The sequence below is a fragment of the Streptomyces sp. A012304 genome (assembly GCF_026008495.1).
Classification (GTDB): domain Bacteria; phylum Actinomycetota; class Actinomycetes; order Streptomycetales; family Streptomycetaceae; genus Streptomyces.
The window spans coordinates 1-14529 of sequence record NZ_BQUN01000030.1; the positions used below are offsets into that span (position 1 = coordinate 1).

A 14529-nucleotide genomic window follows, 5' to 3' on the forward strand; every position below is an offset into this window, starting at 1 on the left:
GGTCGCGGGCGGGGCGCGGCGGCCCGGCGGCAGCGGCGGCGGGCCGGAGAGGCAGCGGCGGCGGCACGCGCCGGGCGGCGCGGCGGCGGAGGAGGGGGCGCCAACCACCATCATAGTTGCTTAATTGCTTTTAATGCGGTAGAGTCGAGTCATCTTCTTCGGGAGAAGGCTCCTGTAGCTCAGAAGGAAGAGCGGCCGTAAAACGGAACGGCGACATGGTGGGACGGTTGCGGATGCACCGGGTCCGGGCCCTGGCAAGCCAAAAGCCCCAGGGTTGGGGAACCTCAGCCCCCGGCAGGGAAGCGCGTTGTCCAAGCCCACCTACCCGGCGCGGGTTCGAGTCCCGCCAGGAGCACCCACCCCCACCCATACCTGACGAGCCGGCCACCCGGCGCCCGGATGGCGGGCCTTTGCTCGCGCACAACTCCCGCTCGGCAACTTCACCCCTCCGTAAGCAGCTTCGAAGGACACCATGACCATCAATACGACCGGCCCCGCCATGGACGTCAACGGACGTATCGTCGGCGAGCGCGCCCTTGCCACCCGGCAGCGGCTCGCCGATGCCCTCGCGTACTTCCTGAGCTCGCAGCCCTTCCGTGACATCACGGTCATTGACATCGCCCGTCGGGCGGGTACTTCGCCCGCCACCTTCTACCAGTACTTCTCCAGCATCGAGGACGCGCTTCTGCTGGTTGCCCATCACGTCGTGCAGGAGAGCGGTCAGTTGGCACCCGACACCGTGGCGGCGGAAGGCTGCGGCGGACTGACCGCCGCGCGTCAGCTGATCGACCGGTTGTTCGACTTCTGGCGGGCGCACCAGGCGATCATTCGTACGATCGACGCGAAGGCGGCCGATGGGGACGTGCGGTTCGTCGAGGTTCGCAACCATCTGCTCAGCACTGCCGGAACTCCCCTGGACAGGACCATGGAGCGGCAAGGACCCCCTGCAGGGTCCACAGTGCGCCCGAAGGTCCTGACTGGTGCCCTGGTCACGCTCCTGACGTCGGCAGCCACCCATGAGAGCGGGTTCGCAGCCTGGGGAACACAGGACGAACTACGCGACTGCCTCGCGTCACTGCTGGTCAACAGCATCCAGGCAGCGTGATCTCGTTAGCGATCCGGCCGTTCGGCACTTCCCACGGCCGTCACGACGGCGCCCAGGCCAAGATCACCGCCGTCCGCGGCGACACCCGTTCCGAGCCCTGCTTCTGGGTGTGCACCTGCGGCGCGTCCTGCAGCTTCCTCACCGAGGACGGCGTGCTCGCCACCGCCTGGCGGCACAACCCACCCCACGCGCTTCGCCCGGCTGCGGCAGTGGGCCACCCGCCGCCTCCAGTTCCGAGCGCGAGGCGAGGCGGTGGCAACGGCGGACGGGGCGGGCCGGGCGCGGCGGCGGGGATCCCTCAACCTTCCTAGATTGCACGCCTCCGTCCCCGGCGGCCCCCCAGCGCGCGGATCGCTCATGCCTGCCGCCGCCTGCGCCGCCCCGGCTGCCGCACGCCGGTGCCGCCCTGGGATGTTCGGGGTTGTTCGCATTACGCAACTTGCTTAATTGGATTTACCGCGGTGAGGCGGCATCACGGTATCCGACGGCCCCAGCAGAGGCCCGACAGGAGTCCCCCCTGTGGCACGCATGCTCGCCAAGTCCGCACGCCGCCACACCGGCCACCCTTGCCGCTACGCCGGCCGTCGCGGCTGCACCTGCTACTACTTCTCCGCCCCTCCACGCGGCTGGCACCAGGCCATCGAACGGCGTCAGGCGCGAGCGGCCGAGAAGCAAGCCTGGCGCCACGCCCTTGAGAAGGAAGACTGAACGTGACCCAGTTCGTCGCCAGCCCGACGCACATCCTTGCCCTGGTCAAGGGAGCCGCTGAAGGCGACCCGATCAAGCACATCACCCCGATGGGCTTGGGGGTTCACCTCGACGACGCCGTCGCCTGTGGCCTGCTCGCGACGAGGAGCAGCCCCTACGACCTGCACGTGACCGACACAGGACTTGCCTTGTACGAGGCGCACTTGAAGGATCTCCCAGACGGCCGAGCCAACCACTGGGGCAGTGCCGTCCCGACTGTCGCAGTCGACCAGGTGATGCGACTGCACCTGGAAGCCACAGGCCGTCTCGCCGTAGTCGAGGTCTCCCTGACCAAGCCGGGCAACGGTGTCGTGACCGTCCCCCAGGGCACCCGCTCCCGCAAGCCACCCCAGGGCACTCTGGGGCGCACCCGCAACGCTGCTGGCCGTGCCACCGGCTGGTACGTGGACGACGCATGCGGCCACGACGGCCGCAAGCCGATCCGCGTCACCGAGCGCACCAAGGGCGATGCCGTCCGAAAGTATCTGCGCGCGCTCGGCGTCTGGCCCGACGCGATCACCTACGCCCACTTCCACTACACGTCGCAGCGAGGCAACTGATCAATCGTCCGGAGACGGGGCGGCGCGGTCAGGGGCATGGCGTGGAGCTCGCCAAGCCCCGCTACGCCAGCCGTCGTCGCTGCACCTGGGCCACTGCTTCATCCCCGGAGCCCAGGCCAACCCTGGGCACCAGACCATCGAACGGCGACGGGCACGAGCTCGCCGTCATCCTGTTGAGAGAGGATCACTTGATGCGTAGTACGACGTCCCCCGTGGGGGAGAGGCCGAGCAGCGGAGCGGAGCCGGACGCGGTGGGCATGCTGCCCGAGTATGCGCAGGAGCCGGCGGTGGTCGCAGCGCTGGGAGTGCTACGGGCGGGCGGTGTGACGCTGGCGACAATGCCGGGCCGGAAGATGCTCTACCGGGAGTGGCACAGCGCGCGGGGGCCCCAGGGCGCGTTCGTGTGGCCGGGGGCGGGCCGGACGCTGGAAGTGGTCTGGTTCATCAATGGGGCGCAGGACGAGCGGGGCATGAGGACGCGGGACACTCGGAGCGTGCGGGCCGCCCGGAATCAGGCCCTGGACGGCGTCGCCTCCGTGTTCCAGGCCGCCGGCTGGCACGTGTGGCGGGTGGAGAGCAGCCGGACCGCTACGCGGCGCGCTCTTCGGATGGACGTGACGCCACCGGCCGAGGACGAGCGTCAGTTCGTCATCTCCGAGGAGGAAGCCGAAGCCCTGGTGGCTGAGTTCGGCATCGGGGAGGGCGACCTCGATGAAGCCGTGTACGACGCGGCCAACGAGGACGGAGCCAACGAGTACAACCGCGGCGTGCAACCGGAGTTGAGCGACGCGGACGCTTACGAGGGAGTTCATGAGGCGGCCGACGCGCGGGCGAGCAGCGTGAACAATCAGGGGGCGACGGCTCAGGTGCAGTTCCTGGCCGAGTTCTGCGGCACCGTCGAGAGCCTCCGGTCGCTCCTGGGGGATCTGACATCGTCTCCTGCGGCTGCGAGGTCCACGTCCCCCTCCTGACGCCCCCGTCGCGGGCGGCGGCAGCGGAGGGCCCCCGTCTCGTAAGTTGCATAATTGGATTTAATCCTGTAGTGTGACGATTGCAGTCAGGCTCCTGTAGCTCAGAAGGAAGAGCGGTCGTAAAACGGAACGACGACACGGTGGGACGGTTGCGGATGCACCGGGACCGGGCCCTGGCCAGCCAAAAGCTCCAGGGTTGGGGAACCTCAACGAGAAACCGCGCGAGCAGTTTCGAACCCCCGGCAGGGAAGCGCGTTGTCCAAGCCCACCTACTCGGCGCGGGTTCGAGTCCCGCCAGGAGCGCCTCTACGTTGCCATTCGACCGTAAACGCCTTACGCAGCTCAGAAGGAATCGCTAAATTGCCTCGTCCTCGGCCTTTGCTGATGCTCGACGTCGACGGGCCACTGAACCCATTCGACGCAAAGCCACACCGACGACCGCCCGGCTATCAAACACACCGCCTCAAGCCGGATAACTGGATTTCCCAGCATCCGGGGGTGCCTGAGAATCGAATCAGGCCCCTTCGTGTATGGCTCAACCCCGCACACGGCTCGGCCCTGATGGCGCTACCTTTCGATCTGGTCTGGGCCACCACCTGGGAGCACGACGCGAACGAGTGGATCGGTTGGCGTATCGGTCTGCCACGTGAACACGACTTTCCCGTCATCGAGTTTGACGACCAATTCACTATCCGCCCTGACGGTACCTATGTGAAAACATGGACGGTCGTCCAATATGCGGCAGGTCGTCCCTTCGCGTGGGTCGATGATCAAATCGAGGATGTCGACCGCGACTACGTCGCTCGAAATCACAGTGGCCCGGCGCTCCTTCACCGCGTCGACCCACGCAAGGGGCTGCAGCACCACGACTTCGCCGCCCTCGCCGACTGGGCCTCACGGATCGGCAACGACTAACCCCCACACCCCCAGGGTCGGCGTAAGGCGGCGACCCGGGTCCGGGCGGGCGGCGGGCATGACGTCAGAACGGCGTGCGACGGTCACGAGCCGCAGAGAGGTAGTGCGCACCGAGCTCCGGCGGGTCGCCTTCCCCTGACGTAGCTGCGGAGAGGAGCTACCGACGGATCCGTTGGGCAGAACACCGCGCTCCTTCTTGGCCGGGCGCCCATCAGGGCGCCCGGCCGGCTCACAGGCCGTCGCGCAGCAGCCGGTACAGGGAGTCAGGTGCCTCCAAGACGCCCCAGTTGCGGGGCGCGCACGGGCGCAGGGTCGGGGGCAGAACGATTCCCAGGTACGCACTGCCCCCGAGGTCCGACCAGGTCGGATCGATCACATAGCCGTTCGCGTCCGTACACCAGGCGTGGGCCGTCGGTACGGGGCTGCCGTCCGCGACGGCGAAACCCTCGGTGTAGGCCAGGTGCGGGTGTTCCTGCTCGGTCGCCGCCGCGTTGGCGAAGCACTGCCGCTCCGGGAGGGCCTGGACCTCGGCCGGGAGGGCGGCGGGGGTGAACCAGCGGCCGTGCGCGGCCACGAGCTCGTACACCGAACGATGCTTCCAGCTGGCGGTGCCGTCGTGGTCCAGCCGGCCCTCCAGCGTAAGGTGCAACTCCAGCCAGTCCAGAAGCACTTGCTCGGAGGGGGACGCCCGGCGGGCAGGAGCAACAGCGCCGCCGACGACGTCGCGGAGCGTCGTCACGTCCGCCAGGACTCCCCCGCTGTTCGCATCACTCGGCATGCTTCCCTCCCCTGCCGGGGGCTCTTCCAGCGTTCCGGTCCGCTTCCTACCAGCACCGGAGGCTGCACGTCCAGCAGCAACGTGAGGCCGGACAGCGCGACGGGCCAGGACTCCTCGGGCGGGCATGCGAGACGAGACGGTGGTTCGCTATTTCGGTGACCCGGCAGAGCCCCGACAGTCCGTCGGGCAGCCTGATCAGCAGGCTTGCGAGGGTCAGCTGGTTGCCGGCACGTGCAGAGGGTGCTGGGGCAGGACGGCCGGTTGGCTGGGCGTCGGGGCGTGTTCGGCGAAGAGGATTCGAAGGCGCGTCGGTGGATGGGTGCACAGGCTGCGGGTCGTCACCCAAACCCGGGGCAGGAGCGAGCGTGCTTGGTCGCGCTCGAGGTCCTCGCGCCACATGTCGGCCACAGCGGCCCGGCCGCAGAAACGGACGGCTGCGAGGTCACAGGCGAGTTCGCCCCACCAGAAGAACAGGACGGTCAGCATCCAGGCGGCCGCTGCGGCAAGGAGGAAGGCGGGCAAGGACAGGAGGCCGGCGAGCAGGCCGGCAGCCGCCACGGCGAGGGACTCGGCGGCGAGGCGCTTGCCAGTGTCGCGGCGCTGGAGGTGGGCGAGCTCATGCTCCAGGACCGCGGGGAGGTGGGCGGTGTGACGGGGGTGGAGCCACCGCATGCCGAGCCAGACGTGTCCCCGGCCGCCGTGGCCGGTGGAGCGGGCATCGGCCCAGCTGCCGGTCTCGTCGGAGGTGCCCAGGGTGACCTTCTCCAGTCCACGCTCGGCGGTGGTGCGGCGTACGTGCTCAGTGGTCTGCCGCATCCTGGCAGCGATGCGTTTGTACGTGTCGCTGTCGGAGGGGCGAGGCTTGCGGTCTGCGTGAACCTGCCAGGTCAGAACCTGGGCTGTCGGCCCCAAGGCGACCGCCGACCGCTGCCGGGCGCGCCCTTGAATCGCCCACAGGCCGCCCGCGGCCACCGCGACGGCGACCGCGATCCCGGCTGCCGGCCCGCGCAGCTGCGTCATGACGGCCTCGCTGATGATCGACATCGCCACCACGGCCTGCCCGGCGTGGCGTTGCAGATTGTCCCCCAGTGTCATGGTGATCACCGTAGTCGGGCAGACGCGACCGTCCCGGCGCCTGCCGGTCACGTCCCCTTCACCTCGACAGGGTGCCCATGCGTCTCATGGCGGGCCGCGGCGACCGGTCCTCCGGGTCGGCTACGGCGTGATCCTGCCTTTCGGGTGTCGGCCCGTCGTGGGGCGTATGAGTCCCGTACGCCGGGTACAAGGCGCCAGACTCTGTCCGCGACGGTGAACCCACCAGCCCGACGCGACTGCAGGGAAAGCCAGCCCGCTCGCGACGGTGAGGTCATCCGCTCCAGGGGACGCGTGCGAGAACGAGTCCCCGGACGTCGGCGGCACCGGTCGCCCGGAGCCGACGCGCGACGTGTTGGAGCTGCGATCCGCTGGTGAGGACGTCGTCGACAAGGAGGACGGTGGCCCCTTTGATGTCGCCGGTGTCTCCGGTCCAGGTCAGAGCGGCGGCATGCGCGGCGGCGGCCGCGCGCTTCTCGTCAAGGGTGCGGCTCGCGGACCGGGCTGTCTCGGTCTGCTTCACCAGCCGGTGGCCGCCTGGCGGGCTGAGCGGGTATGCCCGTGTGACGTCCTCTGTGTAGGCGGCGTCCATGATCGCCTCGATGTGCTGGATGGGCTGACGCCCATTGTGGGTCGGATTGCCGACGACATAGTCGACGCCCCGCATGGCCTCGGGGTGGCTCTCCATCCAGCCGACGAGTAGGCGGCCGAAGATCATCGCCCAGCCCGTCTTCCCCTCGTACTTCAGTTTGTGGATCTTGTCGCGCAGGGCTCCGGAGTACATGGCTACCGCGTCGACGCGGGAGAACCCCCGCTCGGCCTCCGGCAGCGAGCACACCGCGTTGCTGCACGGCCTGCCGGGTGCGAGGCCCTGGGAGCAGACAGGGCAATGGGGCTCCGCGACGGGCTGGAGGGTGCGGCCGGCGCAGTCGGAGCACAGGCGGGCGGTGCCGGTGATGCGGTAGGCGCATACCGGGCAGTCGGGGAAGCCTGCCGGATCCGGGAGACCTGCCGTCACAGGCCGGCCAGGGCGAGCTGCTGGCGCTGCTGTCCGGCGGCCTGGATGTCCGCGGCCTGGCCGAGGCGGTCGGTGATGTCGCCGGAGGCGGTGACCAGGATCGCCCGGTCCTCGTCGAGCATCTTCTTGGCCCAGGGCTGGGTGTCGGCGAGGGAGCGGATCAGGAAGACGAGCTTGCCGTGCTCGGCGGCCAGGCGGGCCTGCATCTTGGCGCCCGAGGTGCTGGAGGCCTCGATGACGACGCTGCCCAGGGTGGTGCCGGACGTGACGACGTTGCGGCGGGGGAAGGTGTACTTCGCCGGAGGGCTCATGGGCCAGAACTGGCTCAGCAGAGCCCCTCCCGCGTCCAGGATGGCCTTGGCGAGCGGACGATTCTCCGCCGGGTAGATCGCGGCGGCGATGCCGGTGCCCATGACCGCGAACGTGCGGCCTCCGGCAGCGAGCGTGGCCTGGTGGGCGGCTGCGTCGATGCCCTTGGCGAGTCCGCTGGCGATCACGACGTCGTGGTCGACGAGCTCGCGGGCCATCCGGGCCGCCCGGCGCAGCCCGGCCTCGGAGGCCTGGCGGGTGCCGACGATCGCGATGGAGCGGGCGTCGCGCTGGTCGAGCTCGCCGCGGTAGAAGAGGAACGGCGGCAGGTTTCCGATCACGCGCAGGTTCGCCGGGTAGTCCTTGTCGAGGACCGTGACCAAGCGTGCGCCGATCTTGCCGGCCGCGGCCAGCTCGTCGTCGACGCGGGCGCGGGCGTCGTCGAGGCCGACGGTCAGGGCCTGCTGCAGCAGGGGTCGGTTCTTGGTTGCGGCACGTGAGTCCTCGTGCAGCTGTCCGTCCATGAGCGCGGCCAGGCCCTCGGGGCTGTGGGCGCCGCGGGCGATCAGGCTCCAGTCGAGGGTGGCGTCGCCGGTGCGCAGCGCGCACAGGGTCAGCAGATCGTGCTGCTCAGCGGTGATATCGAGGTCCATCAAGGGTGTCCTTCTACTCGTGGCCCCGGGATGTTCGAAGGATGAAGCGAGGTACTCGGGCCACTTCCATCATGGCGTACGCGGTCCGCGTACGGGAGGCAAGGGCACGGTCGACTCGATCCTCGGTACCGGCCGCCCGGGCCGCGCCGGCTCCGGCGGCCGGACAGGGGGCAAGATCATTCGGTGCTCTGCGCGGCGGCGATGAAGTGGGACATCGTGGCCTTTAGAGCGTCGTCGGGGCCCGGGCCTGCGGCTCCGGTGACGGGCGTCGTCACGAAGTTCGTGGCGGCCAGGTGGTAGCTGACCTGGAAGGGGTCGATCGTTGTGCCGGGTCGCAGCTGGTAGGCGGTGTGGCGGGAGGCGCCGTACTTGCCGATGGTCAGGGCGATGACCTGCTCCGCCTTGGCGCTGGTCAGGAGGGTGCGGGCCCATTCGATGGACTTGCCTTCGGTGGTGAAGTCGTCGAAGACGATCACGGTTTTGCCTTTGAGCTTGCCCTTGTACTTGGGGTTGATCCGGACGGTGCGGGCCTGGGCGCCGATCGAGATGTCCGCCGTGCTCGCCTCGCCGCGGCTCCTCCTCCACCGCTCCAGGCTGGTGTCGGGGGCCTGGCCGGTGCGCTCGAGGAGGTCTTCGCGGTAGTAGGAGCCGACCATGGCCTTGGCCTTGGTGAGGAAGCCGGCGAGCTGCTGGCTGACCTGGCCCGGGGAGCTGCTGGGGTAGACGCAGAAGAGGCTGCGGTGGGGCAGGGTGCCGTCGAGGTAGGCGGAGGAGAGCAGCCGCAGCATCAGGATGTCGCGGGCGTCTTGGGTGCCGACGGTGATGCTGCGGCCGCGGGTGAAGACGTCCTGGAGCTCGAAGGTCCGGGCGGGTGCCTGAGGGAAGCGCACGTTGGGGGGCAGCAGCGAGCGGATCTTGAAGGAGCGGGCGTCATCGTCGTGGCTGAAGGCCCAGCGAGGCTCGTCCAGGAGGAAGTGCTCCAGGAGCTCACCGACATCGGTCGGCTGGTCCGCCGACAGGGTGATCATGCCCTTCGCGTTCCGCACGTGGTTGGCCCAGCGGGCGAAGATGTGGACGACGCCGGCGTTGATGCCGGTGCGCCAGTCCAGCTCGGAGGTCCCCACGATGACGAGCTGATTTGCGCGCAGCTTGAGGCGGTCGGCGACCGTCAGCAGCCAGGCTGCGCCGCCGCGGGCCGGCTGGCCGGGGATGTCGTCACGGCACAGGTGGAGGGCGGGCGCGGGCAGGCCAGCGGCCCTCATGGCGGCTTCGGCGTCGAGGGAGTCGGTCGTGAGCAGCACGAACGTGATGCCGCGTTCGCCGAGCCACTGCAGGAAGTCGGCGATCCCGTCGTGGGCGTGCCCGGGCGAGCGGAGGACCGCCTTGTAGTCGATCGCGACCGCGCGCACCGTGTTCGTCTCGTCCATCGCCGCCCCCACTGCTGTGCCATGGTCATCAGCTGACCCTCTTGCCATGATCTCAGCCGGTCTGACCGCGCACCTTCGGTTTCCGAATCCCCGCTCCCGTCGCAGCCGCCCGTAGGGCTCCGTGGACGGAGGATCCGCTCCACACACGTCACACCAGCCTCAACTTCGTCCAGAAAGTCCACTCCTCTGCCTCGAGCGGCCTGTAGGGCGAGAGGGCCACACCGGCCCGTGGAACGGAGGCATGGACGATGGAAGAGCACAGCGCCCGCGCGGTGGCCGTTGAGAAGATCGTGGTGGGGTTGGCACAGCGGCCTGGGACGGAACCGCCCTGCGCGGACGGAGCCGACGTGCAGCGCCGCGGTGACGTCGTGTGCGCCGCGGTGGTCGACGGGGCCGGCCATCATCCGGAGGTGGTCCGGTATGCGGCGATTACCCCGGCGGTCATCACCCACATCGGGATCGCGGTGGGCGGTCTGGCCGGCCTGATGACGGCCGGGCAGATGGCCGCGGCCTACGACCGGCCCCCGCACGCGTCCGCGGTCCTCGCCTGCGCGCAGCCGGGACAGCCGACCAGCGTTCACTGGATCGGGGACTGCAGGGCCTACGGGTGGGACGGGATCATGCTCAGGCAGTGGTCGACCGACCAGACGATGGGGAACTGGCTCCGGTGGAACGGGGGCGCCGCCGTGGAACTCGACGCCGTCAAGCATGACAACTGGTCGAGGCTCGGGCTGGCCCAGGCCGGGGCGGCGACGTGCCGGCAGGTTCAGGTCCCCTCGGAGGTCTCATTGGTGCTGCTGATGTCCGACGGGGTCTCCGACCAGGTGCCCGCGGAAATGCTGGCACGGCTGTGCCGCAAGCACGCGGACGACCCGCAGTTGCTCGCGGCGGCCTTGGTCGCGGCGGCCGCGGAGGACGAGGGCGGATACCGCGACGACGCCACCGTGATCGCCCTGCTCCGGGCAGAGGGGTGAGCACCCGCCCTGACCTGGGCGGGGACGGCTTGTAACGTTGACGGCATGTGTGTGGATATTCGTACTGTCCTGCGTAAACAGGAGGAGGAGCTGCGGCGTTTCCGCCGGAGCCTTTTCTCCACGGACGCGGCCGACAGCGGCCTGGCCGCCGCAGTGCCCGCAACCGTGCTGGAGCAGATGCGTGCGGAGGGAAAGACGGTGCCGCACAGTTGCGGACCGGTGCGTTCAGTGACTGACCGGCATGCCGTCCTGACCATCGTCGGGGACATCACGGACCAGGCCGTACTCCTGGAGCGGCCGGGCCGGGAAGGGAGTGTGCTGACGCTGTCGGTCGCAGCGAAGCACAAGCAGCTCGGCACGCGCCAGGCCGTTGACCCGGCGGAGGCGCGGGCCTGGGTGGAAGCGATCGTGGGCCCGAGGTGGCTGCCGCATGTCTACTCTGCCGGCAACTTGAGCACCGTGGGCGGGACTTCAACGCCGAGGCAGTTGACGACGGCGTACTTCTACCTGTTCCTGGGCTCGGACGGTGTCCCGCACGCCGAGCCGGAGCATGAGCTTGGCGTGACGCTGTCCCTGCTCACCGGCCTTGGCTGATGCGCCACTAGACGGCCGTCTGCCCGATTGACTCCGGAACGCTTACTCGATCGCCGGGATATCCAAGGCTCATGGAATTACCCGATGCCGCCTTATTCCTGGTTGCCCAGTACAGCGTCGTGGGGTCGGCGCTCGTCGTGGTTATCCGGGTGGTCAGGATGGTCCCGCCACGGTTCGGCCAAATTCGTGAGTTCCTGGAGAAGACTTTCGGCTGTAGCGAGGTCGTTGGCGTTTACGGCCTCGGCGAAGGTCTTTTCCAGATCATGGGCGGCGGTCCAAGAGACTTCGTACTCCTCGCGCCCGGCGGGGTACTGCTCACCACGCCGTTCCTCGAGCCGGTCGACCACGAACTGGTAGGTACGTATGCCGGTCTGCAGGTCAACGGGCATCGGTGAACATCCTTCGGTGGTCGGTGGTCGGTCTGTCACCTGAGGGTCGCGCGGCACGGGCGCGTAGAGCTGCACGATATGCCTCTGAGGGATCACCATCGATCTATACATTGCTTAATTAGATTTATTGCTGTAATATCGAGGGTGAGCCTCGGGTGAGACAGAGCCGCCGAGGGCCCGTCGCGGCCCACTGGCGCCTGCTCCGCAGCTCCCACCACTTGCCCCGGCGGCCGCTCTGCCGAGCCGCAGGCCGCCCCACAGGAGCCCTCGTGACCAAGACGAACCCCTTCGCCCCGATCCCCGCCGCACCTCCCACCGTCACCGGACTCGCCCGCCACGCCGAGCGAATGCGTGCACGGCTTGCCGACTTCTGGGGCAAGCCCGTCCGCGGTGTGCCGCTCGGCATGGACCTTTTCCAGGCCATGTACATCACCATGACCGGCGAGGACCCGACCGCCGACGCTCTCAGCGCCTATCTCGCCCAGTGCGCCAACTTCGCCGCCGCCTACCGGACCAGCGACGTATGGGTCGCCCCTCACAGCATGGGCGAGCGCATCACCGAGCACCCCTTCGTGAACAACGACAGCGTCGTCGCCGGGAACCTCGAAGACGCCGCCCCCGCCCGCGACGGGCTCGTCTACTTCCCCACCCCGATCAGCCTCGACGACCTACACCCGCTCTACGGCATGGCCTGGCACATGGAAGGCACCGGCGATGAGCTCGTGCTCGACGTCGAGACCATCACCGCCACCCGCCTGCTCCCCACCCGCCTTCCGCCCCGGCTCGCCGCCTCCGCCGAGCTGCCCCGTGGCCCGTACTGCCCCAACGGCGTGATCACCCTCCACGAGGGGATGCTCGGCGGCTACAGCAACTACCGCCTCTTCGGAGCGCCAGACCCGGCCAGCAGTCTCGCGATCCTCCTCGCCTTCTGGGATCTACGCCGCCCCGCCGACGCGCCAGACGCCCTCACCACCCCGGACGAGGACGTCGTGAGCGTCCCCCAGAACGACAGCACCGACGCCAAGCCAACCGGCCGCAGCCGCAAGAACAAGCGCAGCAACCGGACCGTCCGCAAGCGCCACATCCGCATCATCCGCGAACCCGTCCATGCGCAGGCCTCCAGCGACCCGGCCCGAGCGGCCACCGACGACTCCGGCCCCAAGTGGAAGGACGACACGCTCCGCTGGGAAGTCAGCGCGAGGTACCAGAACCGCTGCCCCAACCCCCGCCAGCACCGCGCCATCATCGAGGCCGGCGGCGAGTGCAAGCCCATCCGCGTCCCCGTCCAGGCGCACGTCAACGGCCCCAGGGGCCGCGACGTCGACCCCCGCCGAGCGGTGCGAATCGTCCCCCACCGCTCCGGCACTCGCTCGTAACAGCCGCCCCGGCCCGCCGCCGACGCGCGCGGGCCGGGCCGCCATCCCACAGCAGCATCACACCCCGTCGATATTGCTTAATTGGATTTATGCATGTAGAGTCGAGTCATTGGCGGTGACCTTGATACACGGAGGCATGATGCTCGTTCAGCAGTACGTATTCCTGGACGTCGACGCCGTACAGGCCCTGACACCCGCTCAGGTAGAGACCTACCTCGCGAGCAAGGGCTGGACGAAGGCGGAGACGGAGCCGCCCGGCGGACAGATATGGACACGTCCCGACCACGAGCCCCTCCCTCCGCATCTCACGGCCCTCCCGGAGTACAAGCCCCACCTCGTGTGGCCGGGGTACGTGAAGTCCCTCACCAGCACCCGCTTCCGCGACTACGCCGCCCGCATCTGCGAACTGCTCTTGGTACTGGCCTTGTTCGAGCACCGGCTCGTCGCGGATGTGCTCGCCGATGTCCACGCCCTTCCCGCTACCGAAAAGCCCTGACTTCAGGAGGAGCTTCCCCATGACTCCCGACGAACTGACCGTGACCGGACCGTGCTGGTCCTGTGGCGCCCTCACGACCATGTGTGCCCAGTGCGCCACCGTAGTGGAGATCGAGCCCGAAACCGGGCAGCCGACTCTTGGCCGCACGCCGACCTCGATCCAGCTGCTTGTCTGCTCAGACTGTGTGACCGCCGCCAACAACCGCGCCCGAGAGCACGGGAGCCCGACCGTTGCGACCGAGTCCGAGCGCCACGCCAACCACCGACAACACCTCTACATCTGAGGAACGGGCGCCGCGGAACTCCGCGAAGATGAGGCCTGAAGCGCGCTGTCGGCCGCGGAGCACGCTCACGCGGTCAAGGCCTGGCGCCCGGCACAGCCGATCGTGCAGACGCCTGAGGAAGCCGCGAGGCGGGAGGCGATGCGCCGCCTCCCGGCCAGCGGGGTCGGAGCGACCCTGGCGTGTTCGTCGGGAGCGCCGGGGGGCTGGAACGTCATGCCGGCTCGGGGACCCGGTGCCGCAGGAAGACGCAGGACTTCAGGCTTGCCAGGGCCGGGTGCGCCAGGACGTTCTCCAGCTCTCCGCTCCGGCCGGTCAGTACCCACGCGAAGTTTCCGGGCACCAGGTGCGCCCACATGCCGTACAGCATCTCCAACGCGACGGTGCGCAGTTCGTGGGCGCCGAGCACCACGACCAGGCGTGGGGTGCGCGTGAGTTCGGCAACGATCAGGTTCTCGGCATCCGCCAGGCGACGTGGCCGCGGGCCATGGGCGCTGCGCAGGTGCAGCGCGGTGTACAGGGCTTCCACCGCCGCGGCGCGGTCCCGCGGAGCCTTGGCATCGATCCACGCGACTTCCGGCGCCTCTTCGGACAGCTGTACCACCGCCCGGGTGACGGCCCCGGTGTACTGGAGTGCTTCCTGCCCTTCCACGCACATGATCGCCCTCATGGTGACGATCTCCTCCAGGTCGTCGTGCAGCTCCGTGTCGAGCACCGCGGGCCTCCCCTGCCTGACGTCGTTTCACGGACGAGCCTGCACGTCGAAACAGGCCGGCGAGGGGTGAACGGTCAATGACCACTCGCACGAGGTGACCAGCCCTTAGACTCCCGGTCCCGCGGGCAGC

16 protein-coding genes are annotated in these 14529 nt (G+C 69.0%); 9 read left to right on the forward strand and 7 right to left on the reverse strand.

Features of this window, described 5'->3' with window-relative positions; all coding sequences use genetic code 11:
- The first annotated feature begins 472 nt into the window (after positions 1-472).
- The 4 genes from ALMP_RS06320 (at position 473) to ALMP_RS06335 (ending at position 4298) form a co-directional block, all read left to right on the forward strand.
- Positions 473-1105 (forward strand): TetR/AcrR family transcriptional regulator, encoded by a 633-nt coding sequence (locus tag ALMP_RS06320; protein ID WP_264925225.1) that lies wholly within the window; start codon positions 473-475, stop codon positions 1103-1105.
- Between the two features lie 710 nt (positions 1106-1815).
- On the forward strand, positions 1816-2412 hold the full coding sequence (locus tag ALMP_RS06325) for a hypothetical protein (RefSeq protein ID WP_264925226.1): 597 nt from the start codon (positions 1816-1818) through the stop codon (positions 2410-2412).
- A gap of 287 nt (positions 2413-2699) precedes the next feature.
- Complete coding sequence (locus ALMP_RS06330) at positions 2700-3383, forward strand: hypothetical protein (RefSeq protein ID WP_264925227.1); 684 nt, start codon at positions 2700-2702, stop codon at positions 3381-3383.
- Between the two features lie 384 nt (positions 3384-3767).
- Positions 3768-4298 (forward strand): hypothetical protein, encoded by a 531-nt coding sequence (locus ALMP_RS06335; protein ID WP_264925228.1) that lies wholly within the window; start codon positions 3768-3770, stop codon positions 4296-4298.
- A 229-nt stretch (positions 4299-4527) separates the two neighbouring features.
- On the opposite strand, the gene ALMP_RS06340 is transcribed toward ALMP_RS06335, so the two are convergent.
- The 5 genes from ALMP_RS06340 to ALMP_RS06360 form a co-directional block, all read right to left on the reverse strand.
- Complete coding sequence (locus ALMP_RS06340; RefSeq protein WP_264925229.1) at positions 4528-5076, reverse strand: hypothetical protein; 549 nt, start codon at positions 5074-5076, stop codon at positions 4528-4530.
- 213 nt (positions 5077-5289) lie between these two features.
- Positions 5290-6171 (reverse strand): M48 family metalloprotease, encoded by an 882-nt coding sequence (locus tag ALMP_RS06345; RefSeq protein WP_264925230.1) that lies wholly within the window; start codon positions 6169-6171, stop codon positions 5290-5292.
- Between the two features lie 271 nt (positions 6172-6442).
- A complete protein-coding gene (locus ALMP_RS06350; protein ID WP_264925231.1) occupies positions 6443-7186 on the reverse strand; it encodes a ComF family protein in 744 nt (247 codons plus the stop codon).
- Complete coding sequence (locus ALMP_RS06355; RefSeq protein WP_264925232.1) at positions 7183-8148, reverse strand: DNA-processing protein DprA; 966 nt, start codon at positions 8146-8148, stop codon at positions 7183-7185. The genes ALMP_RS06350 and ALMP_RS06355 overlap by 4 nt, the downstream gene beginning before the upstream one ends.
- Before the next feature lie 176 nt (positions 8149-8324).
- The gene (locus ALMP_RS06360) at positions 8325-9575 is read right to left on the reverse strand and encodes a hypothetical protein (protein WP_264925233.1); all 1251 of its coding nucleotides are present in this window, start codon (positions 9573-9575) and stop codon (positions 8325-8327) included.
- A 248-nt stretch (positions 9576-9823) separates the two neighbouring features.
- Here ALMP_RS06360 and ALMP_RS06365 point away from each other — a divergent pair, with 248 nt between their 5' ends.
- Together ALMP_RS06365 and ALMP_RS06370 are read left to right on the forward strand one after the other, a co-directional pair.
- Entirely contained in the window at positions 9824-10549 is a 726-nt protein-coding gene (locus tag ALMP_RS06365; RefSeq protein ID WP_264925234.1) for a SpoIIE family protein phosphatase, read from the forward strand.
- 45 nt (positions 10550-10594) lie between these two features.
- On the forward strand, positions 10595-11143 hold the full coding sequence (locus tag ALMP_RS06370) for a hypothetical protein (RefSeq protein ID WP_264925235.1): 549 nt from the start codon (positions 10595-10597) through the stop codon (positions 11141-11143).
- 92 nt (positions 11144-11235) lie between these two features.
- Here the strand turns inward: ALMP_RS06370 and ALMP_RS06375 are convergent, their stop codons facing one another.
- Positions 11236-11532, reverse strand: a complete 297-nt coding sequence (locus tag ALMP_RS06375) for a hypothetical protein (RefSeq protein ID WP_264925236.1) — start codon at positions 11530-11532, stop codon at positions 11236-11238.
- A 269-nt stretch (positions 11533-11801) separates the two neighbouring features.
- Here ALMP_RS06375 and ALMP_RS06380 point away from each other — a divergent pair, with 269 nt between their 5' ends.
- The 3 genes from ALMP_RS06380 (at position 11802) to ALMP_RS06390 (ending at position 13687) form a co-directional block, all read left to right on the forward strand.
- Positions 11802-12908, forward strand: coding sequence for a hypothetical protein (locus ALMP_RS06380; RefSeq protein WP_264925237.1), 1107 nt, complete (start codon positions 11802-11804; stop codon positions 12906-12908).
- Positions 12909-13044: 136 nt separating this feature from the next.
- Entirely contained in the window at positions 13045-13404 is a 360-nt protein-coding gene (locus ALMP_RS06385) for a hypothetical protein (RefSeq protein ID WP_264925238.1), read from the forward strand.
- A 19-nt stretch (positions 13405-13423) separates the two neighbouring features.
- A complete protein-coding gene (locus tag ALMP_RS06390) occupies positions 13424-13687 on the forward strand; it encodes a hypothetical protein (RefSeq protein ID WP_264925239.1) in 264 nt (87 codons plus the stop codon).
- A gap of 211 nt (positions 13688-13898) precedes the next feature.
- Here ALMP_RS06390 and ALMP_RS06395 read toward each other — a convergent pair whose 3' ends face one another.
- Positions 13899-14399 carry a hypothetical protein gene (locus ALMP_RS06395; protein WP_264925240.1) on the reverse strand — a complete coding sequence of 167 codons (501 nt, stop codon included), beginning with the start codon at positions 14397-14399 and terminating at the stop codon, positions 13899-13901.
- Between the last annotated feature and the right edge of the window lie 130 nt (positions 14400-14529).